The sequence below is a fragment of the Curtobacterium sp. PhB146 genome (assembly GCF_004342995.1).
Lineage (GTDB): Bacteria > Actinomycetota > Actinomycetes > Actinomycetales > Microbacteriaceae > Curtobacterium.
The window spans coordinates 1,519,137-1,539,280 of record NZ_SMBN01000001.1 but is presented as its reverse complement, the minus strand read 5'-3'; the positions used below and the strand labels follow the sequence as shown (position 1 = coordinate 1,539,280).

21 protein-coding genes, 2 tRNA genes and 1 riboswitch are annotated in these 20,144 nt (G+C 72.3%); of the genes, 11 read left to right on the top strand and 12 right to left on the bottom strand.

What is annotated here, in order from left to right; translation table 11 throughout:
- Positions 1–22 precede the first annotated feature (22 nt).
- The 3 genes from EDF33_RS07435 to msrA all read right to left on the bottom strand — a co-directional run bounded on the left by EDF33_RS07435 (position 23) and on the right by msrA (position 1,593).
- Positions 23–559 (bottom strand): single-stranded DNA-binding protein, encoded by a 537-nt coding sequence (locus EDF33_RS07435; RefSeq protein WP_132099634.1) that lies wholly within the window; start codon positions 557–559, stop codon positions 23–25.
- Positions 560–824: 265 nt separating this feature from the next.
- On the bottom strand, positions 825–1,028 hold the full coding sequence (locus EDF33_RS07430) for a methyltransferase (protein ID WP_111086793.1): 204 nt from the start codon (positions 1,026–1,028) through the stop codon (positions 825–827).
- 37 nt (positions 1,029–1,065) lie between these two features.
- Positions 1,066–1,593, bottom strand: a complete 528-nt coding sequence (gene msrA / locus EDF33_RS07425) for a peptide-methionine (S)-S-oxide reductase MsrA (protein WP_123294007.1) — start codon at positions 1,591–1,593, stop codon at positions 1,066–1,068.
- Positions 1,594–1,751: 158 nt separating this feature from the next.
- Here msrA and EDF33_RS07420 point away from each other — a divergent pair, with 158 nt between their 5' ends.
- Both EDF33_RS07420 and EDF33_RS07415 read left to right on the top strand, forming a co-directional pair.
- Positions 1,752–2,018, top strand: a complete 267-nt coding sequence (locus tag EDF33_RS07420; protein ID WP_111086795.1) for a hypothetical protein — start codon at positions 1,752–1,754, stop codon at positions 2,016–2,018.
- 89 nt (positions 2,019–2,107) lie between these two features.
- A complete protein-coding gene (locus tag EDF33_RS07415; protein ID WP_132099633.1) occupies positions 2,108–3,424 on the top strand; it encodes a hypothetical protein in 1,317 nt (438 codons plus the stop codon).
- Positions 3,425–3,520: 96 nt separating this feature from the next.
- On the opposite strand, the gene EDF33_RS07410 is transcribed toward EDF33_RS07415, so the two are convergent.
- A tRNA-Arg gene (locus EDF33_RS07410) sits at positions 3,521–3,593 on the bottom strand.
- A 112-nt stretch (positions 3,594–3,705) separates the two neighbouring features.
- On the opposite strand from EDF33_RS07410, the gene EDF33_RS07405 reads away from it, so the two are divergent.
- From EDF33_RS07405 to EDF33_RS07395, 3 genes are all read left to right on the top strand, one after another.
- On the top strand, positions 3,706–4,485 hold the full coding sequence (locus tag EDF33_RS07405; protein ID WP_132099632.1) for an acylneuraminate cytidylyltransferase family protein: 780 nt from the start codon (positions 3,706–3,708) through the stop codon (positions 4,483–4,485).
- Positions 4,482–5,354 (top strand): N-acetylneuraminate synthase family protein, encoded by an 873-nt coding sequence (locus EDF33_RS07400; RefSeq protein WP_123294011.1) that lies wholly within the window; start codon positions 4,482–4,484, stop codon positions 5,352–5,354. Before EDF33_RS07405 ends, EDF33_RS07400 begins: the two co-directional genes overlap by 4 nt.
- Before the next feature lie 97 nt (positions 5,355–5,451).
- Positions 5,452–7,050, top strand: a complete 1,599-nt coding sequence (locus tag EDF33_RS07395) for a DUF6716 putative glycosyltransferase (protein WP_132099631.1) — start codon at positions 5,452–5,454, stop codon at positions 7,048–7,050.
- Here the strand turns inward: EDF33_RS07395 and EDF33_RS07390 are convergent.
- Both EDF33_RS07390 and EDF33_RS07385 read right to left on the bottom strand, forming a co-directional pair.
- Positions 6,994–7,254, bottom strand: a complete 261-nt coding sequence (locus EDF33_RS07390) for a thioredoxin family protein (RefSeq protein ID WP_132099630.1) — start codon at positions 7,252–7,254, stop codon at positions 6,994–6,996. The two genes, EDF33_RS07395 and EDF33_RS07390, sit on opposite strands and share 57 nt — an antisense overlap.
- Before the next feature lie 29 nt (positions 7,255–7,283).
- Entirely contained in the window at positions 7,284–7,574 is a 291-nt protein-coding gene (locus EDF33_RS07385) for an oligoribonuclease (protein ID WP_111086801.1), read from the bottom strand.
- An 81-nt stretch (positions 7,575–7,655) separates the two neighbouring features.
- Here EDF33_RS07385 and EDF33_RS07380 point away from each other — a divergent pair, with 81 nt between their 5' ends.
- The 5 genes from EDF33_RS07380 (at position 7,656) to EDF33_RS07360 (ending at position 11,366) form a co-directional block, all read left to right on the top strand.
- A complete protein-coding gene (locus EDF33_RS07380) occupies positions 7,656–8,096 on the top strand; it encodes a MarR family transcriptional regulator (RefSeq protein WP_123294015.1) in 441 nt (146 codons plus the stop codon).
- Complete coding sequence (locus EDF33_RS07375) at positions 8,093–9,334, top strand: MFS transporter (RefSeq protein ID WP_131878453.1); 1,242 nt, start codon at positions 8,093–8,095, stop codon at positions 9,332–9,334. Before EDF33_RS07380 ends, EDF33_RS07375 begins: the two co-directional genes overlap by 4 nt.
- 772 nt (positions 9,335–10,106) lie before the next feature.
- Complete coding sequence (orn, locus tag EDF33_RS07370; protein ID WP_123938892.1) at positions 10,107–10,745, top strand: oligoribonuclease; 639 nt, start codon at positions 10,107–10,109, stop codon at positions 10,743–10,745.
- Between the two features lie 75 nt (positions 10,746–10,820).
- Positions 10,821–10,896, top strand: a tRNA-His gene (locus tag EDF33_RS07365).
- A gap of 125 nt (positions 10,897–11,021) precedes the next feature.
- Positions 11,022–11,366, top strand: a complete 345-nt coding sequence (locus tag EDF33_RS07360) for a metallopeptidase family protein (RefSeq protein WP_123341128.1) — start codon at positions 11,022–11,024, stop codon at positions 11,364–11,366.
- Between the two features lie 171 nt (positions 11,367–11,537).
- Here the strand turns inward: EDF33_RS07360 and EDF33_RS07355 are convergent, their stop codons facing one another.
- Together EDF33_RS07355 and EDF33_RS07350 are read right to left on the bottom strand one after the other, a co-directional pair.
- Positions 11,538–12,803, bottom strand: a complete 1,266-nt coding sequence (locus EDF33_RS07355; RefSeq protein ID WP_132099629.1) for an acyl-CoA dehydrogenase family protein — start codon at positions 12,801–12,803, stop codon at positions 11,538–11,540.
- Entirely contained in the window at positions 12,800–14,233 is a 1,434-nt protein-coding gene (locus EDF33_RS07350; RefSeq protein WP_132099628.1) for an LLM class flavin-dependent oxidoreductase, read from the bottom strand. Before EDF33_RS07350 ends, EDF33_RS07355 begins: the two co-directional genes overlap by 4 nt.
- A gap of 102 nt (positions 14,234–14,335) precedes the next feature.
- Here EDF33_RS07350 and EDF33_RS07345 point away from each other — a divergent pair, with 102 nt between their 5' ends.
- Positions 14,336–15,733: an MFS transporter gene (locus EDF33_RS07345; protein ID WP_132099627.1), complete on the top strand. Its 1,398-nt coding sequence runs from the start codon at positions 14,336–14,338 to the stop codon at positions 15,731–15,733.
- Positions 15,734–15,859: 126 nt separating this feature from the next.
- Here EDF33_RS07345 and EDF33_RS07340 read toward each other — a convergent pair whose 3' ends face one another.
- From EDF33_RS07340 to EDF33_RS07325, 4 genes are all read right to left on the bottom strand, one after another.
- Entirely contained in the window at positions 15,860–16,429 is a 570-nt protein-coding gene (locus EDF33_RS07340; RefSeq protein WP_243692382.1) for an ATP-binding protein, read from the bottom strand.
- Entirely contained in the window at positions 16,422–18,866 is a 2,445-nt protein-coding gene (locus EDF33_RS07335; RefSeq protein ID WP_207906641.1) for an ATP-binding cassette domain-containing protein, read from the bottom strand. Before EDF33_RS07335 ends, EDF33_RS07340 begins: the two co-directional genes overlap by 8 nt.
- A gap of 2 nt (positions 18,867–18,868) precedes the next feature.
- Positions 18,869–19,507 (bottom strand): ECF transporter S component, encoded by a 639-nt coding sequence (locus EDF33_RS07330; protein ID WP_123294023.1) that lies wholly within the window; start codon positions 19,505–19,507, stop codon positions 18,869–18,871.
- Positions 19,503–19,614: riboswitch (TPP riboswitch) on the bottom strand. It overlaps the preceding gene by 5 nt.
- A gap of 98 nt (positions 19,615–19,712) precedes the next feature.
- Positions 19,713–20,033: a hypothetical protein gene (locus EDF33_RS07325; RefSeq protein ID WP_111086838.1), complete on the bottom strand. Its 321-nt coding sequence runs from the start codon at positions 20,031–20,033 to the stop codon at positions 19,713–19,715.
- Positions 20,034–20,144: the final 111 nt, after the last annotated feature.

The window sequence follows — 20,144 nt, the reverse complement described above, 5'->3', positions numbered from 1 at the left end:
CGTCCGGCGGGTCTGACCGGACTCACGCGGCGACCCGGGCGAGGGGTCCGTCGTCGTCCGGCGACTCGGGGTCGAACGCGGCACCGTCCTGTTCGAGCATGCGCTCCGACGGCCCGACCGGGTCGGCTTCGTCGAGTCCGTCGTCGATCCCGGCCCCGGTCCCGTGGTCGCTCCCGGGTGCGTCACCGTCTTCGTGGCCGGCTCCGGCCCCGGGGTCGGACTCGTGCTCGTGCGCCTGACCGTCGAGCGCAGGAGCCGCGCCCAGCCCGCCGCCGTGCACCTCGCCGGTCCGGGGATCGACGCCCCGCACCCCGCCGTGCCCCGACGTCGTGTCGTTCACCTGGCGCGGCACCCGGACCCAGTTGCTGATGCCCCACGCCAGGTCGTGCCCGATGCCGTCGGCGTCGATCTCGACCGACGTTCCACCACGGCCGTCGCGCTCCCAGGTGCGGATCCGGACGCGGCCGGAGACGACGATGCGGTCGCCCTTCTTCAGGGACTTGAACACGTTCGACGCGAGGGAGCGGAACGCGGTGACGCGTGTACCAGTTGGTCGCACCGTTGACCCAGGCCGCGCTGGCCCGGTCCCATCGACGTGACGGTGAGGCGAGCCGGAGGCTCGTGATGGCGATGCCGGTCTCGGTGACGAGGTGACGGGGTTCCGTGGCGACGATTCCGCAGACGGTGATGATGTCGTTCATGCGTCGATCGTCATCGAGCCCGGGGCTGTCGAAGCAGCCCCGGGCTCGATCTGTGGCGTGTGGACCCGATCAGGCGACCTGTGGAGGACGAGTCCCCCGGGCCTCCTGTCCGGCCCTGGACCGCTAGTGCGCTCGGAACTCGGGCCGCGCCGCGAGCGGGCCGAGCGCGGCGTGGACCGCGCCCTTCGCCGACTCGAGCGACGGGTAGAGCCCGCCGGTGCGCCCTCGTCCGTAGAGCTCGACCTGGAAGCCGTCCGCGGCACGGTGGATGCTGCCCACCGCACCCGCCGGACCGATCGCGACCCAGGTCCCGGTGTTGTTCGTCATCGTTCGACCACCTCCTTGTGGCCCCGACGCCCGAGGATCAGGACGCCAGGATGTACTGACTGTAGGCCTTGCGGACCTTGTTCACCTTCGGCAGCGCCACTGCGAGGCAGTAGCCCTGACCGGGGTTCTTCGCGAAGAAGTCCTGGTGGTACTCCTCCGCCGCGTAGAACGTCGTGAGCGGCTCGATCGTGGTGACGATCCCGCCGTCCCAGATGTCGGATGCGCGCTGGATCGCCTGCTCGAAGAGCGCGCGCTGCGCGTCGTCCGCCGGGAACATCGCCGAGCGGTACTGCGTGCCGACGTCAGCGCCCTGCCGGTTCAGCTGCCGCGGGTCGTGCAGCGTGAAGAAGACGTCGAGGATGACCTCGGCCGGGATCACCGTCTCGTCGAAGGTGACCGCGACGGCCTCGGCGTGACCGGTCGAACCCGTGCACACCAGCTCGTACGACGGGTTCTCCACCCGACCGCCGATGTAGCCGGACTCCACGTCCTGCACGCCCTGGAGCGTGCGGTACACGGCATCGAGACACCAGAAACACCCACCTGCGAGCACGAATGTGGTCATGGCCACAACCTACCTCCCCGACATCCGTGCGGGGTTGGACAGGGGACACCCCCTCCACAGCACGCACCGCTCGTCCCGCCGTCCACGATGCGTCGACAGAGCCCCGGCGTGTCGGTGGTGGCCCGTAGCGTCGAGACCACACCGACCAGGAGGCCACGATGCAGACCACGACCGAACCCGCACTGCGGATCCGCACCGTCCCGCTCTCCCGGTCGCGCGGCGACTACCGCATCCTCGACGTCCGCGATGACCTGAGCCGCGTGACCCGCGCCAACGGCGAGATCGTCGGCTACGTCGACCGCATCGACGTCGCCGGTGACACCGCCTACCGCGCCCGTCGCTACGTCGCCACCGAGCGTCGGTTCGTCGAGCTGCCGAACGTGTGGTCCGCCGACGACGCCGTGGACTGCCTCCGTTGGTCATGATGTTCCAGATTGGAATCATCTCGGGTCGGATGCGCGGAACGCCGTTCGTCCTCCCCGGGGCCTGACCGTTTCGTGAGTATGGTGCGCGCATGGACTGGTGGAACGACCTGACCGACTGGACTTCGTCCGACGACGGGTGGCGGGTGATATCGGGTGCCGTGATCCCCTTCGTCGCCATCGTCGTCGCCGGCGTCATAGCGGCACTCATCGGACGGGGTGCGACCAAGCGGGTCGTCGCCCTGCAGGAGCGCGAGTCGAAGAACGCCGCCGTCGCCGCGATCATCTCCGCGGCGCGCAAGGCCGCTGCCTGGGGCTCGCTCGGGCACGACGAACGCGGGTACGCGGACCACCTGGCAGAGGACGCCGACATCCGGCTCCGGCTGCTCCCCGTGCAGGGTGCGCCCCTCGCCGCCAGCTGGGCGCAACACGAGATCGCCGACATCAAGAAGAACTCGTCGACCTTCAGCTTCCAGGCCGACCAGTCGCTCGCCGAGTTCCGCGACCGCCTGCTCGAGTGGCAGGCCCGTCCGGGCCGCGCTCGCAAGCTCTTCAAGGCCGACCTCGAGCGCTGGAAGTTCGAGTCCCCCGACCCGGACGCCGACCTGATCAAGCGCCAGCAGGACTGGAACGCCGACCAGAACGGGGCCGCCCGACCGCAGACCCCGACCCAGGCTGCTCCCGCCCCGGCGGCTCCCGTCGAGCGCCCGACGCCGACGACGACTTCCTTGCGTCCGGCACAGCGTCCGGGAATCACGCCCGCCTCCGCGCCGTCGGCTCCGGCGAACGCCGGGTCGGCGCCCGCCGGTGGCGCCCCCGCTGCCGCAGCTGCCGCCGCCGGGTCCGCCCCCACTGCCGCCGCTCCTACCGCAGGACCCGGGTTCTCGGTGAACCGCGGTGGGTCGGACGCCAACGCCACCCGCTCGTACGGCGAGAACACCACCCGCGTCTACGGTGACGAGGCCGCACCGCCCGTGCGCCCGGCACTCGGAACGCCCACGTCACCCGCACGCTCGACCCCGAGCCGCGGCACCGACGACACCGAGGTGGTGGACGACGACGCCGTCACCAAGGCCTTCGGCGACACCGATCGGGTGACCCCGGCCCGCGGCACCGACCGTCCCGCACCGTCCACCGTCGCGACACCGGCGCCGACCTCGGCCGACGCCCACGTCAACCGGACGCCCGCCAACGACGTCCCGACGACCCCGGGCGCACCGACGACCCCGGCGTCCGCTCCTGCTCCGAGGGTCGAGACCCCGGGCACGACGAACACGACGTCGATCCCGACCCGCATCACCCAGGCGCCGGCAGAGCCCACGGACGCGGACGAGACGTCCGAGGCGACGCACACTCAGCCGATCAGCGCCTCCGAACTCCGCCGCCGCGCCGCGGACGACGACGAGTAGCGGGCGCGGACAAGCAGCACGCAGCACGCAGCATCCAGCACCCCCACGAACGAGCAACGGGCCGCCATCCGATCGGATGGCGGCCCGTTCGCGTCGTGCCCCCGGCAGGAATCGAACCCGCGGCACGGTGGGTAGAAACCACCTGCTCTATCCACTGAGCTACGGAGGCGAGCGACGTCGATTCTAACCGGGACCCGCCGCTCGAGCGGTTCCGGAACGGTTCGGCCGTCGTCTGCCCGCAGTTCGCCTCCGGGACACCCGCGCTTCGTACCGTCCGGGAGATGCACTCCTCTGCCACCGTCCTCGCCGTCGTCCCCGCACGCGCCGGCTCGAAGGGCATCCCGGGCAAGAACCTCCGGACGGTCGGAGGTCGGTCGCTCGTCCGCCGGGCCGTGGAGTCGGCACGCAGCGCAGCACTGATCGACGCCGTGGTCGTCACGACCGACGGTGACGCCATCGCCGCCGAGGCCCGCGCGGCCGGTGCCGACGTGGTCCGGCGGCCGGCCGACCTCGCGGGCGACCAGGCGTCGTCGGAGTCCGCGCTGCTCCACGTGCTCGACGAGCTCGAGGCCGCCGGCGATGCGCTGCCTGAGGTCCTGGTGTTCCTGCAGGCAACCTCGCCGTTCATCGACCCGGACGACCTCGACACGGCGATCCGGCGCGTCTCGGAGGGGCACGCCGACGTCGTGTTCGCCGCAGCGTCGTCGCACGCGTTCCTGTGGCGGATCGCCGACGACGGTTCCGCCATCGCCGTGAACCACGACGCGGCCACCCGTCCGCGTCGTCAGGACCGCGTGGCCGAGTACCGCGAGACCGGCGCCTCGTACGTCATGCGGACCGACGGCTTCCGGCAGCACCGGCACCGCTTCCACGGCCGCGTCGAACTCATCGCCGTCGACCCCGCCGGCGCGATCGACATCGACGACGAGACCGACCTGATCGCGGCCGAAGTCACGGCGGACGCCACGGCCGAAGCCACGGCCGACGTCGTCGCTCCCCAGATCCCGGACCACGACCCATCCCCGACGCGGGCAGCCCCCGCACTGAACGGAGCACCATGACCGTCACCATCGGCACGTCCACGATCGGCGCGGGCCACCCCGCGTACCTCATCGGCGAGATCGGCCTCAACCACAACGGTGACGTCGACATCGCCAAGCAGCTCATCGACGTCGCCGCCGACGCCGGACTGCAGGCCGTCAAGTTCCAGAAGCGCACCCCGGCCATCTCCACGCCCGAGCACATGAAGAACACGCCCCGCAGCACCCCGTGGGGCGAGATGACCTACCTGGAGTACCGCTACCGCGTCGAGTTCGACCGCGACCAGTACATCGAGATCGGCGACCACGCGACGCTGCGCGGCCTGGACTGGTTCGCCTCCCCCTGGGACGAGCCGTCGGTGGACTTCCTCGAGGACCTCAACGTCGTCGCGTACAAGATCGCCTCGGCGTCGGTGACCGACCTCGGGATGCTCGCGGCCGTCGCCGCGACCGGCAAGCCCGTCATCCTGTCGACGGGCATGTCGACGCTCGAGCAGATCGACGCCGCCGTCGACGCCCTCGGAACCGACCGCCTCGTGCTCATGCACGCCACGTCGACGTACCCGCTCCCCGCCGAGGAGGCGAACCTGCGCATGATCGACACCCTCGCGCACCGGTACTCGGGCGTGCCCGTCGGGTACTCCGGCCACGAGCCGGGCCTGCAGATCTCGATCGCCGCCGTCGCCCTCGGCGCCACCGCGGTCGAACGGCACATCACGCTCGACCGCACGATGTGGGGCTCGGACCACGCGGCCTCGCTCGAGCCGCACGGCCTGAAGACCCTGGCGCGGGACATCCGGATCATCGAGACCGCGCTCGGTGACGGGGTGAAGCGGATCTTCCCCGGCGAGCGGGCGCCGCTCGCGAAGCTGCGCCGCGTCGGCGCGTGAGCGTATGCAGCACCCATCCGACCGCCGGCGAGCGGGCGCCGCTCGCGAAGCTGCGCCGCGTCGGCGCGTGAGCGGAGACCACGTGAGCAGAGGGCACGTGAGCGGCCCGGTCGACGAGACCGGCGCCCTGGACGTGCCGGCTGACGGGGGTGCGTCGACCGTCGGACGGGAGGCGCGCCTCCCGTCCGGCCCGTCACCCCGCGGCCGACGTGTGGTCGCCCTGGTCGACACCGACTCGTTCGCCAAGTGGGGCGCCCACCTGCTCGCGGCGGCACCGGCCGGCTGGGACCTCGACCTGCGGACCGTCGCGACGCCGCGTTCGGCCAGCGCGAAGCAGCTGCGCTCGGCGTTCCGCGGGCTCGACGCACGACTCGCGCACCTGCGGACGGATCCGCCGACGCCGAAGGACGTCGACGCCGTCGTCGAGGAGCTCCGCGTCGATCCGCCCGACGCCGTCCTCGTGTCCCTGATCGGCCCGGTCGCCGAACTCGTCATCGACGAGGTGCACCGCCGGATCCCGGACCGGCCGGTGCTGGTGTCCGGCCTGCCGGGCATCTCGTTCCCGGCGAAGTGGAAGGGCATCTTCTTCCGTGCGCGGGCCGACCTGTTCGTGCTGCACAGCCACCGCGAGGTGCAGGCGTACGAGGAGATGGCCATCGAGGGCGGTGTCGAGCCGCACTTCGCGCTCGCCACGCTGCCCTTCGCCCGGAGCGCGAGCGCCAGCGCCAGCGCCAGCACGGGCGCGACTGCGATCGCCAGTACGGGCGCGACTGCGATCGCCAGTACGGGCGCGCCCGGTGCGCCCGGCGCACACGTCCGCGACGCCGTCGTCTTCGCCGCCCAGCCGAGCGTCCCGCTGGAGCGCGTCGACCGGGCCCTCGTCGTGCAGTGGCTCGTCGCGACCGCACGGCAGCACCCGGAGTGGCGCATCGTGGTCAAGACCCGCGCGGCCGCCGGCGAACACCAGACGCACCGCGAGGAACACCCCTACCCCGACCTCGTGCCGGCCGACGCACCGGCGAACCTGGTGGTCGAGAGCGGGCCGATGGCCGAACACCTCGACCGTGCGGTGGCCCTCGTGACGATCAGCTCGACCGCGGTGCTCGAAGCGGCCGCACGTGGTGTGCCCGCGCTGACGCTGACGGACTTCGGCATCGGCCGCCACCTCATCAACGAGGTGTTCGTGTCGAGCGGCCTCGAGGGCGACTCGGTCGACCTGGTGGACGGCCGGTTCGGCACGGTCCGACCGAGCTGGATGCAGGACAACTACTTCCACCCGGCGTCGGACGACGACTGGCAGCGCCGACTCACGGAGCTCATGGTGCGGCGGGACGCCGGGACGCTCTTCGACCGGGAACCCGCACGCCGCAGCCGGGGCGGTGTGCTGCGCCGGGCCTGGGAGCGGAAGAACGCCCTGGGCGGAGCGGATCGCTCAGCGCTGGGCTGGCTCGCGCTCCTGATCGGGGCGCCGATCCGGACGACGAAGCGGCTGGCGCGGAAGGCCAGGGCGCTGGTCGACCCGCCGGAGCCGGTCGTGGTGGCGGCGCCGACGTCGCAGCGGGTGGCGGGCGGCGCGGGCGGCGAGCGCGTGGCGGCCGCCGTCAGCGCGGCGGGCGGCGACCGCACTGCGGGCGCCGGGTCAGAGGGCCTTGGCGATCGCCAGCAGGAGCTGGTCGCGGGTGGGGACCCCGGGTGAACGGAAGACCTCGGCACCGTCATCCCGCCGCACGATGATCGTGGGCGTGGAACGGATGCCGAGGTCCTCTGCGTCGTCGGGGTACGACGCCACGTCGCGTTCGGTCACGGCGAGCCCGGGGACGAGCGCCGACGCCTCGGCCGACACCCGGCGGGCGGCGGCGCACGGCGCACAGAAGGCGGACGTCCAGAGGTCGAGCTGCATGTGACCGTGCAACGCGGCGGCGCGGGGTTCTACTCCCGGTCGAACTCGCCGCTGCGGTCGCCACGGTCGGCGAGGTCGTCCACCGGGTCGGACTCCCCCGGCTCGTAGGTGAACTCGACCGAGGTCTGGTCGAGGACCTGACGGGACTTGGTGGCGCGGTAGGTGAAGGCCGTCTGCAGGCCCTCGACGTCAGCGAACACCGTGACCTCGTCGTCCAGCGCGTCGCTCGTCGCGGTGCGGGTGTCGGTCGTGCCGTCGAAGGGTCCGCCGTGGAAGATCGCGGTGTACTCGTCGCCTTCGTGGATGGTGATGTCGCTCATGCATCCCTTCTACCAGGCGGTGCCTGTTGCGGCCTGGTGCGGCCTGTTGCGCAATGCATAGCATTGCTATATAGTTCAGCTATGGAAACAACGCGTGCGCAGACGATCGAGACGCTCCTCGTCTCCGTCAACCGCCTGATCCGCAGCGCCGCGCAGTCGACGGGCAACACCACGTCGGCCGCGGTCTGGCGCACGCTCGGCATCCTCGAGTCCGACGAGCCGCTCCGGCTCGGTGAGCTGGCGGCCGCCTCGCGCGTGGCGCAACCCACGATGACCCGGCTCGTCACGGGCATGCTCGCCGACGGCCTGGTCACGCGGAGCGTCGACCCCGACGACTCCCGCGGCCAGCTCATCGAGATCACCGACGCGGGCCGCGCCCGGCTCACCGCCTGGCGCGCCACGCTCACCGACACGGTCGGCCCGTTGTTCGCCGACCTCACCGACGACGACTGGGACGTGCTGCACCACGCGTCCGTCCTGATCGCCCAGCGTACGACCACCAGAACGGAGACCACCGCGTGAACGCCCACGCACCTGCCGGCCAGTCCGGCTCCATCCTCAAGCAGTCCTCAGCGGTCTGGGCGATCGCCTTCGCCTGCGTCGTCGCCTTCATGGGCATCGGCCTCGTCGACCCGATCCTCCCCGCGATCGCTGGATCGCTCAAGGCGACCCCGGCGCAGACCGAACTGCTCTTCACGAGCTACCTGGCCGTCACCGGCGTCGCGATGTTCTTCACGAGCTGGGTCTCGAGCCGCATCGGCGCGAAGCGCACCCTGCTCATCGGTCTGGCGCTCATCGTCGTGTTCTCGGTCCTCGCCGCGACGTCGAACAGCGTGTGGAGCATCATCGACTTCCGCGCCGGCTGGGGCCTCGGCAACGCGCTCTTCATCTCCACCGCCCTGGCGACCATCGTCGGTGCAGCGTCGGGCGGGACCGCCTCGGCGATCATCCTGTACGAGGCAGCGCTCGGGCTCGGCATCGCCGTCGGCCCCCTCGTCGGCGGGCTGCTGGGGTCGGTGAGCTGGCGCGGCCCGTTCTTCGGTGTCACCACCCTGATGGCCGTCGCGTTCATCGCGATCGTGGCGCTCCTCAAGACCGGCAGCCTCGAGAAGCCCACGCCCACGAAGCTCTCGGCGCCCTTCCGCGCCCTCGGCCGTCCCGCGCTCGCCGCACTCGCCGCGACCGCGCTGTTCTACAACATCGGCTTCTTCGTCCTGCTCGCCTACACGCCGTTCCCGCTCGGCTTCGGTGCGCTCGGCATCGGCTTCACGTTCTTCGGCTGGGGCCTCGGTCTCGCGATCACCTCCGTCTGGGTCGCCCCGATGCTCACCGCCCGTCTCCGCAGGACGACGGTGCTGAAGATCGCGCTGCCCCTGCTGGCACTCGACCTCTTCGCCGCGGCCGTCGTCGTGGACTCGCAGGTCGGCCTCATCATCTGCGTCATCATCGGTGGACTCGTGCTCGGTGTGCTGAACACGGTGCTCACGGAGTGCGTCATGGAGGCCACGGACCTGCCCCGCTCGGTCGCCTCGAGCGCCTACTCCGCCGTCCGCTTCATCGGCGGCGCCATCGCCCCGCCCGTCGCGACCCTGCTCGCCGACGCGTACGCCCCCTCGGCCGCCTACGTCTTCGCCGGAGCGTCCGTCGCCGTCGCGTTCGTCGTGATCCTCTGCACCACGAAGGTCCTGCGCCGCGTGGACGACGGTGCCGAGCCGGAGCGCGTCGAGGCCGAGGCGATCGGCGCCGGCGAGATGTCCTAGCCGCACACCTTCCCGCCCCGCCCCCCTCCTGCGCGAGCGGGCGAAACACCCGGGTGCCTCCAGACGCGGCCCGGGTATTTCGCCCGCTCGCGCTCTGCGCACTGGGCGCACGCACGTCCGCCCTCCGTCGTCCGCCCAGCTGGCCGCGAGCGGGCGGAATGCCTGAGTCCCCTGCAACGTGGCCCGGGTATTTCGCCCGCTCGCGCTCTGCGCACTGGGCGCGACCAGCCTGGAGGCGCGGCGCCAGTCCGACGGACCGCCACCGGGCCTCCAGGCAGTCACCACCACGGTCCCCTCCGCCTCCGCCTCCGCGAGCGGGCGAAATGCCCGGGTGCCTCCCGCCGTGGCCGTGGCATTCCGCCCGCTCGCGGAAGCGCGGAGTGGCCGGAGCGCAGCCCCCTCCCGAGCGTCTCGCCGAGCGGGCGAAATACCCCGCCACCCCGCCGCGCAACCCCGGCATTTCGCCCGCTCACGGTGCGCGCGCTGGACGCGACCAGCCGGGAGGCCCGACACCCGCCCGACGGACCGCCATCGGGCCTCCAGGCCGTCACCACCACCGCCCCACGCGCCTCCGGCACCGCCGCGCCCGCGAGCGGGCGAAACACCAGGGTGCCTCGCGACGCGGCCCGGGCATTTCGCCCGCTCGCGGGTTCGGGGACGCGACCGCGCACCAGCGCGCACCAGCCGCGGACGCAGCCGCGGACGCGGCCGCGCACCGGCCGCGCACCACCTGCGCACGGGGCGCGCGCGGGCCGGGAATAGGATCGTGCACATGGCAACCGCGAATGACCGCCTCGTCTGGATCGACTGCGAGATGACCGGCCTCGACCTCGAGGTCGACGAACTCGTCGAAGTGGCCGTGGTCATCACCGACTTCGACCTCGAGCCCGTGCACCCCGGATTCGACATCGTGATCAAGCCAGACCAGTCCGCGCTCGACAACATGAACGAGTTCGTGACGAACATGCACGTCACGTCGGGACTCATCGAGGAGATCCCGAACGGCGTCAGCCTGGCGGACGCCGAGTACCAGGTGCTCGAGTACATCCTCGAGCACGTCCCCGCCGAGGGCACCGCTCCCCTGGCCGGCAACACCATCGGCACCGACCGCGCGTTCCTGTCCAAGTACATGCCCCGCGTCGACGGCCACCTGCACTACCGCAGCGTCGACGTGTCGAGCATCAAGGAGCTCTGCCGCCGCTGGTTCCCGCGCGTGTACTTCAACTCGCCGGAGAAGCACGGCGGGCACCGGGCCCTCGCGGACATCCTCGAGTCGATCCGCGAGCTCGAGTACTACCGCCGCGCGGGCTTCGTCGCCGAGCCGGGGCCGACCACCGACGAGGTGCGCGCCGTCCAGGCCGAGGTCGTCGAGAAGTGGGAACCGCGCCTGACCCAGCCTGCGGCCGAGTGACGACACGGGTGGTCGGCACCGCCCGCAGCATGTACTACTATTGAGTGGTCGCGCCGGTCCGCCGGTGTGTGCATGGTGGATATAGCTCAGTTGGTAGAGCGCCTGGTTGTGGTCTAGGAGGTCGCGGGTTCGAGACCCGTTATTCACCCCAGTCGAGGGAGAGCCCCAGTTGCGTGTGACGCAACCGGGGCTCTCCCTCTGTGTTTGTCTGGGCGCCTCCGGCGCCGTGCGGCTTCGCCGCGAGTGGTCAGGGCGGTGTGGGACGATCCCTGCGTGATGGAGATGTCCGCCGACGACTTCGAGCAGCTCGTGACCGACGAACTCGACCTGCTCCCCGACGAGATGGTCGACGGGCTCGACAACGTGGTGTTCGTCGTCGAGGACGAACCGGAGAACGGCGAAGAGCTCTTCGGCGTGTACGACGGCATCGCAGCGACCGAGCGCGGGCAGTACGGCTTCGGTGAGCTACCCGATCGGATCGTCGTCTTCCGCAAGCAGCACCTGGCCGAGTGCGACACCGTCGAGGAGCTCAAGGACGAGGTGCACACCACCCTCGTGCACGAGATCGGGCACTTCTACGGCATCGACGACGAGCGCCTGCACGAGCTCGGCTGGGCGTAGGCGCCCACCCGGCGCACCCGGCGGGTGGCGGGTGGCGGGTGGCGGGTGGCGGGTGGCGGGTGGCGGGTGGCGGGTGGCGCCCGAGTTTCGGGCTCAGCGACATTCCTCGGGCCCACGAGCGCGAGAATTGTCGCTCACCGCGAAAAGTCGCGCCGCGCGCGGCAGCGCCCCTCAGAACCGCGTCGGCCCGACCTCGTGGTACTTCTCCCATGCGTCCACCGGCCCCCGCCCGTGGAGCGCGTACTCCCCCACGAGCCGCTCCTTGTAGACGGCCGGGTTGTGCGACGCCACGACGCGGGCGTTCCGCCAGTGCCGGTCCAGCGCGCGCGTCCGGTCGGCAGCGGACGCCCCGCCGACCTCGAACAGCTCGGAGCACGACCGCAGTACCCGCGGCCCGATCTCGACCTGCGCCTGGTAGACCGCGTTCTCGGCGGCGTCCAGCAGTGCGTGTTCGACCCCGACCCCCGGCTCGTTCGTCGCGACGACCTGGTCGAGCAGCCCCGCGGCAGCGACGACGAGCGACCGCGCGGTGAACGCCCCCGCGGACAACCGACCGAGGATCGCCAGCACCTGCGGGTCCTCGCCCGGCGTTGCCGCGTTCGCGTGGATGTACGTCCGGGTCCGCGGTCGCACGAAGGCGACCGCGTCGTCAGACACCGCCTGTCCGATCCCGGCCAGCACGGCCAGCAGGTACAGCTGGAAGAAGGCCTGGATGTGCGACAGCGGCGCGTCCTTGTACGCCGACACCACGGCGGGGTCGACCGGCACACCCTCGAAGACCGTGGTGCCGGACGCAGTCAGCCGCTGGCCGAACCCGTCCCAGTCGTCGACGCTCGTCACACCTGGCGCGTCGACCGGAACGGCGAACGTCACGCGGTCGCCCGAGCGGTCCGCGGCCAGGTAGATCCAGTCGGCGTAGAGCGTGCCGGTCGAGTAGAACTTCCGCCCGTCGAGACGGAGGGAATCACCAACAGGCGTCACCGTCGTCGAGATGTCGGCCAGGGTCGTGCCGGTCCGCTCCGAGGTCGCGTTCCCCACGATCGCCCCGTCGACGATGCGCTGGAGCCACTCGTCCCGTCCGGCCGACGATGGCCGCAGCAGCACGAGTTCGGTGAACCCGAAGTGCCCTCGCCACAGGTGCGCGATGTTCGAGTCCGCGGCCGCCAGGTCCGCCACCAGCTGCACGAGTTCGACCAGGGTCACGCCGAACCCGCCGCGGTCCTCGGGGACGCGCAGCCGGCCGAATCCGGCGTCGGCGAGTGCGCGGACCTCGGCGTGCGGCAACGGCCGGTCGCCGGGGGTGCCGGAGGCGAGCTCGCGCTCGACCGCGCCCTCGCGGATGGTCGCGAACACGGGTGCGAAGCGTTCGCGCAGGGTCGCCAGACGATCGGCCGGGAGGCTCCTCACCCGTCCGTCGGTCGTCGTCGCGTCCGTCATGCGGTCACCTCCACGGCACGTGCCGCGTCCGCAGGCGCCGTCCCGGTCGCGCTCGCGCCGCCCGTGAACGCGCCGCGCCACTGCCGGGCGGGGTGCGAGTCCGGCAGCTGTGCGTGCCCGAAGAGCTTCTCGCGCAGGGTGCCCTCGCGGTACTCGGACTGCATCAGGCCACGCTCCTGCAGGGTGGGCGCGATGCGGTCGACGAACTCCTCGTACGAACCGGGCAGCGTCCAGTTGATGACGTTCACCCCGTCGACGCCGACGCGCTGCCAGTCCGCGAGTTCGTCGGCGATCTGGTCGGGCGTGCCGACGACCCGCGCACGGAGCTTGGCGGACAGGCGGGCGAGGTCGGCGATCGTGGGTTCGCGGTCGCCGGCGGCCTCGCGGAGCCACTGCAGGTGCGACTGCCCGGCGTGGGTGCGGACCTCGGACAGCGGGGTGTCCGGGTCGAGGGCCTCGCCGGTGTCCGGGTCGAAGCCGAGGTTCGAGTGCACCAGGAAGCCGTCGGCCGCCAGGTACTCGTCGATCTCCGCTTCCTTCGCCTTCGCCTCGGCCTCGGTGGACCCGGTGACGAAGGTCAGCCCGATGAAGAACGCGATGTCGTCACGATCCCGGCCGGCTGCGACCGCCAGGTCGCGGGTCTCGCGGATGAGCTGCTCGGTGGCGTCCCGGTTCGAGGTCAGGATGAACTGGGCCTCGGCGTTCCGTGCCGCGAAGGCCCGACCGGCGGGCGAGGAGCCGGCCTGGAACAGCACCGGCGTCCGCTGCGGGCTCGGCGCGCTCAGGTGCGGCCCCTGCACGTCGTAGCGCTTCCCGTGGTGGTCGATGCGGTGCACCTTGTCGGGGTCGGCGTAGCCACGCACCGGGTCCTTCAGCACGGCGCCGTCCTCCCACGAGCCCTCCCAGAGCTTCGCGCAGACCTCGAGGTACTCCTCGGCCCAGACGTAGCGCTCGTCGTGCTCCTCGAGCCGGTCGGCGCCGAAGTTCCGGGCGGCGCTGTCGAGGGCGCTCGTGACGACGTTCCAGCCGATCCGGCCCCGGGTGATGTGGTCGAGGGTGGAGACCTTGCGGGCGAAGTCGAACGGGTGGGACTGGATGACGCTCGACGTGAACGCCAGGCCGAGGTGCTCGGTCGACACGGCGAGCGCGGAGAGCAGCACCGAGGGGTCGTTCGAGGGGATCTGCAGCCCCTCGCGCAGGTTGGTCGAGTAGTCGCCGCGTCCCGGTCCGTAGGTCCCGACGACGTCGGCGAAGAACATCGCGTCGAACTTGCCGCGCTCGAGGGTCTTCGCCAGGTCGGTCCAGAGCGTGACGTCGTCGAAGTCGGCCTGGCGGGCGTCCGGGTGCCGCCAGAGGCCGTGCTGGATGTGCGACGTCGTGTTCATGACGAAGGCCGCGAAGCGCAGCGGTCGGTTCGGTGCATCGCTCATGCACCCCATGTTCCCCGTGGTGCCGTCACGAGGGGCAGTGAGGTGACACCGCGTTACGCGGCTGGTTCCACCGGACGTCGGAGCCGACCATGCTGCTGAGGCATGCCGACCCCGACCACTGCTGCCGCGCCTCCCGTCCGCCGTGCCGAACCGACGACGGGCGCGACCCGCCGTCGCGTCGCTCTCGCCTCGTTCGTGGGCACGACGGTCGAGTACTACGACTTCTACCTGTACGCGACGGCGTCCGCCCTGGTGTTCGCGCCCACGTTCTTCCCGTCGGTGACGCCGGCGATCGGCGTGATCGCGTCGTTCGCGACCTACGGGGTCGGCTTCGTCGCGCGGCCGCTCGGCGGGGTGATCGCCGGACACCTGGGCGACCGCATCGGACGGAAGAAGCTGCTCGTCGCGTCCCTGGTGCTGATGGGCATCGCGTCGACCCTGATCGGGGTCGTGCCGTCGGCGGCGACGATCGGGGTCGGTGCCGTCGTCGCGCTGGTGTTCCTGCGGCTGCTGCAGGGCGTCGCCGCCGGCGCGGAGTGGGGCGGGTCCGCGCTGCTGTCCGTCGAGCACGCGCCCGAACGGCACCGCGGGCTGTTCGGGGCGTTCACGCAGATGGGGTCGGCGGGCGGGATGCTGCTCGCGACCGGCGTGTTCACCCTGGTGCGGTCCCTGCTCGGCAACGAGGTGTTCCTGGCCTGGGGCTGGCGGCTGCCGTTCCTGTTCTCCGCGGTGATCGTGGCCGTCGGCCTGGTGATCCGGCTCGGCGTGCAGGACGCTCCGGTGTTCCAGGAGCTGCGGGCCTCCGGCGGGGTCGAGCGGTTCCCGGTCTGGCAGGCGATCCGACACCACCCGCGCGCGATCCTGGTGACCGCCGGGCTGCGCCTGGTGCAGCCCGCGCTGTACTCGATCCTGACGACGTACTCGCTGACCTACCTCGCAGCCGTACGGGGACCGGCGGGCTCGGACGCCGGTCTGCAGGCGGTGCTCGTCATCTCGGCGGTGTCGCTCGTGTCGACGCCGTTCTGGGGGTGGCTGTCCGACCGGGTGGGACGCCGCGTGCTCACGATCTGGTCGGCCGTCGGCATCGCCGTGCTCATCTGGCCGTTCTTCGCGTTCCTCGACGCCGGGCCGCTCGTGCTGCTGCCGCTCGTGGCGCTGATCGGGATGTGCGTCTTCCACGACAGCATCTACGGGCCGCAGGCAGCCTGGTTCGCGGAGCAGTTCCCGACCGGTCGGCGGTACTCGGGGATGTCGCTCGGGTACCAGATCGGGTCGATCTTCTCGGTGGGGCTGACGCCGCTGCTCGCTGCGGTGTTCGTGGAGCTCGGTGGGGGCTCGCCGTGGATCCTGTGCGGGTACCTCGGGGTGTACGCGGTGCTGACCATCGTGGCGGCGGTGTTCGCGGTGGACCCGGTCGCGCGGGCGCGGGGCGCGGGGCGGGGCGGTGCGCGGGGCGGTGCTGCTGCGCGGGGCGGCGCGCGGGGCCGAGTCTCGCGGTGAGCGACAGTTCTCGCGCTCGGACGTCCGTGAACTGTCGCGCAGCCCGAGGCTCGGCGCGGCCGGCCCGAGACTCGGCGCGGCCAGCCCGAGACTCGGCGCGGCCAGCTGGGCGCGCCGGCCGGTCCGCTACGTCCGCAGCACCACGTCGGCCAGGGACGCCGGGTCCTCGGCGGCGATGAAGTCCTGCTCCTGCGCCGCCCACCGGTCCCACTCGCGCGCGAAGGTGTCGCCGTCGCGGCCGATCGCCCGGTCCCAGCGGACTGCGTCGTCGGCCTCGAGCCACACCGCCAACGAGGCCAGCGGCACCGACGCCCGGGACACCGCCCCGCAGCCCTCGATCACGATCGGCAGGTCGGGGTCGACCGCGGTCCACTCCGCCGGGCCGTCGGCCACCCAGTCCCACCGGCGGTACCCGCTGGGAGGCCCGAGCACGTCGCGGACCACGGCGTCGGCCGCCGCGCGGAGTCCGTCCCACCCCGGGTAGACGTCGTCGAGGTGCACGACCTGCGCCCCCAGCAGCTGCGCGAGCTGGTCGCCGAGAGTCGTCTTGCCGGTGCCGGAGCGGCCGTCGACGAGGACCACGAGGCGTCCGCCCGACGCTGCCGCGGCGCCGGCAGCAGCTGCGGTGACACCCGCGGCGAGACCGTCGCCGCCCGACGGGTCCACCGGGTCCGCCGGGTCCACCGACTCACGCACGCCAGGTCCCCGCTGCCACGGCGACCGCGATCGACGCGACACCGATCCCGACGAGCACCGCGACCATCGCCCACTCCGGCCACGCGAACCGTGCGGCCCGCGCCCACGTGCGTCGCCCGGGAGCCCCGAACCCGCGCGACTCCATCGCCACCGCCAACGTCGTCGCCCGTCGCAGCGCCAGGACCAGCAGCGCGAACGCCATCGACGCCCCACGCCGCAGCCGCCCGGTGTCAGCAAGACCCCGCGCACGCCGCGCCATCGCGAGCTGCCGCCAGTCGTCCACCAGCAGCGTCATCATCCGGATAGCCGCGAGTGCCCCGAGCACGAACCGTGCCGACAGCCGCAGCACCTGCGCGAGCCCGTCGGCCAGGTCGGTCGGGTCGACGCGGATGAACAACGCGACCGCGGGCAGCCCCACCGCGAGCACGCGGAGCGCCGTCGCCAGGGCGAGCGTGAGCGACCCGTCGGTGACGTGGGCGAAGCCGAAGTCGAACCACTCCCGTCCGGAGGGCCGCCCGTACAGCGCGATGCTCACCGCCGTGAGCGGCACGGCCACCAGGACCGGTGACACCCGCAGCAACAGGGTCCGCACCGGCAGCCGCAGGAGGGGCAGCAGGGCGAGCTCGACCGCGAGGGCGACGGCTGCGGACACGACGTCCAGGCTCAGCACGAGGCACACGCCGAGCGCGAGGACGCCGACGAGCGAGGCCACCGGTTGGACGGCGGCTCGGTCGGTTCGGCCTGGAGGCGCGGCTCGGCCCGCCGTCGTCGGCACCGTCTCTGGGGTGGTCGCCGTCGCACCCCCCTGGTCGCGTTCCACGCGCCGTTGGTCGCCGTCCACGCGCCGGGCGCCGTCCGCCGCGAGCACGACCTCGTCGGCGTCGAGCGCGCGGATCAGGTCGCGGTCGTGCGTGACGGCGACGACGGTGGTGCCGTCGTCGGCGAGTGCTCCGAGGTGCCGGACGACGGCGTCCCACGTGGACCGGTCCTGCCCGGAGGTCGGTTCGTCGAGCACGACGACCGGCGGCCGCGCGGCGACGACCGCGGCGATGGCGAGCCGTCGCTGCTCGCCGCCGGACAGCGTGAACGGGTTGGCGTCGGCGAGGTGGGCGAGGCCGAACTCGCCGAGGAGCACGTCCGCCCGGCCCGCGGCGTCCGGAGCACCGATCGCGCGTGGGCCGGCCTCGACCTCCTCGCGGACGGAGCCGGCGACGAACTGGTGCTCGGGGTCCTGGAAGACGGTACCGATGCGGGCGGCGAGTTCGCGGCTCGACCACGTGTGCGGCGCCGCGTCGAGGCCTGCGGCGAGGTCCGTCGTGGCCGCGAGCTCCCCCGCGACCGGAGGCAGGAGCCCCGCGAGCGTGAGGCCGAGCGTCGACTTGCCGATCCCGTTCGGCCCCGTGATCGCCAGGACCTGCCCGGCTCGGAGTTCGAGGTCGATCCCGCTGCCCACCCGCTGTCGCTTGCCCCGGGCAGTCCCGAGGTCCCGCGCCACGAGCAGCGCGCCCGCCCCCTCGCCGAGCGGGCGAAATGCCGCGGTCCCCTCGGCAGCCGACCCGGGTATTTCGCCCGTTCGCGCAGCCGCAGCCGCAGCCGCAGCCGCAGCAGGCCGCCCGCGGGCCGCGCCACGCTCCGGCTCGGCACCGGGCACCCACACCCCGGCCGCGGTGAGCGCTGCGCCGTGGCGGGCGAGCACCTCGGCAGGCGCGCCGTCCGCGACGACCCCGCCGCCGGGCTCGAGCAGCACGAGGCGGTCGACCAGGTCGAGCCAGGTGCCGATCCGGTGCTCCACCACGAGCAGGGTCGCCCCCGTCTCGTCGAGCAGTGCGCGGACGGCGTCGTGCACCTGGGCCACGCCGGCCGGGTCGAGATTCGCGCAGGGTTCGTCGAGCACGAGGGCTCCCGGACGCATCGCGAGCACCCCGGCGAGCGCCAGTCGTTGCCGCTGGCCGCCGGAGAGCATCGCGGTCGAACGGTCGAGGGGCAGGTCGAGCCCGACGACCGCGAGCGCCGACCGCACCCGTGTCCAGGTCTCGGCGCGCGGGACGCCGAGGTTCTCGCACCCGAAGGCCACGTCGTCGCCGATCCGCGACATCACGGTGTGCGCCTCGGGGTCCTGCATGACGAGGCCGACACGCCCGCGGACCGCGCGGGGGTCGGCGCCGTCGACCAGGACCGAGCCCTGCACGGAAGCAGCGGTGTCGTCGGTGGGGTCGGGCTCGTCGGGCAGCACGGCGGCCACTGCCCGGAGCAGCGTCGACTTGCCGGAGCCGGACGGCCCGACGACCGCGACCCGCTCCCCCGGCTCGACGGTCAGGTCGACGCCACGGACGGCCCACTCGGCACGCTCGGGGTAGCGCCACCCCCAGTCACGGAACGCGATGCGCGCGGCGCGCACGCCGACGACGTCCGGGGACGTCGACGACGGAGCGGACACCGTCACACCAGTTCGCGCGGACGACGCCGGCTGTGCTCCCGGCCGGCCGCGAACGAGGACAGCACGCCGGTGCGTGCGAGCGCGCGGACGACCAGCCACGAGCCGGCGCCCGCGATGACGGCACCGGACACGATCGCGCACACGACGTAGACGACCTTGAACGCGGCGTCGAGACCCGGGTACCACAGCACGGTGTCGTTGATGCCGAGCGCGAGACCGGCTGCGGCGCCCGCCAGGACGACGACCGGCAGCCGGTACACGCGGTACAGGAACAGAGCGAGGACGATCTCGGCGCCGAGACCCTGGACGAGTCCGGCCTCGAGCGTCAGCCACCCCCACTGCGTGCCGAACAGCGCCTCGACGGACGCGGCGACCATCTCGCCGTAGAGCGCGGCGCCGGGCTTGCGGACGACGATCGCGACGAGCGGGCCGGCGAGCAACCAGACTCCGCCGAACAGGGCCTTCGTTCCCGGGAGGACGAGGTCCATGACGGCGCTGATGGGTTCGTAGCCGAACTCCCACAGCCGGAAGACGACGCCGAGCGCCACCGCGAGGACGCTCGCGACGACGATGTCGACGACCCGCCAGCGCAGCGACCGCCGCGGGGCGGTGTGGACGGTTGATGACGTGCCAGAAGACATGGTGCTGGACTCCTCCCTGCGCCGGCATGATCCGGATCAGGTTCGACGGTCGGAGCGCCACTCGCTCCCTCTCAGCCCGGCGGTCCCGGACTCCCGTGTGTGTCCCAGCAGTCTAGACGTGGTCGCGACCACAAGACGGGTCGCGACCACACACCGGACGGGAGGCCCGTGGCGGGTCCGCCACGGGCCTCCCGTCCGCTTGTCGCTACTTCTTCAGGACGCGCACCAGTTTGCGGAGCACGGTTCCGGTCACCCAGACGAGCGGGATGCTCACCGCGACGAGCGAGATGAGGTTCGGTTCGAACTCGAGGTCCTTGCCGGGGCGACGGATGTACGCGCCGACCGGGATCGACGCGCCGCCGCCACCGCCGCCGCCGTTCTCGTCGTCCCCGCCGCCCCCGAAGCCGAACCAGCCGAGGGACACCGGGATGAGGGTCTGGTCGCCGACCTCGACGGGGTCTCCGTAGTTCGTGGAGACGCCGATCGGGCGTACCTTGTCTGCGATCTGCGTGACGATGTTGGCCATGCGCGCGACGCTACTCGTCCGTTCCTCCACAGGGCGGGCCACGCGCGCACGGGTACACAGCTGGTGCTTGTCTGCGGACGCGGACGGGTGTCACCGATATGTTGGCGCGAC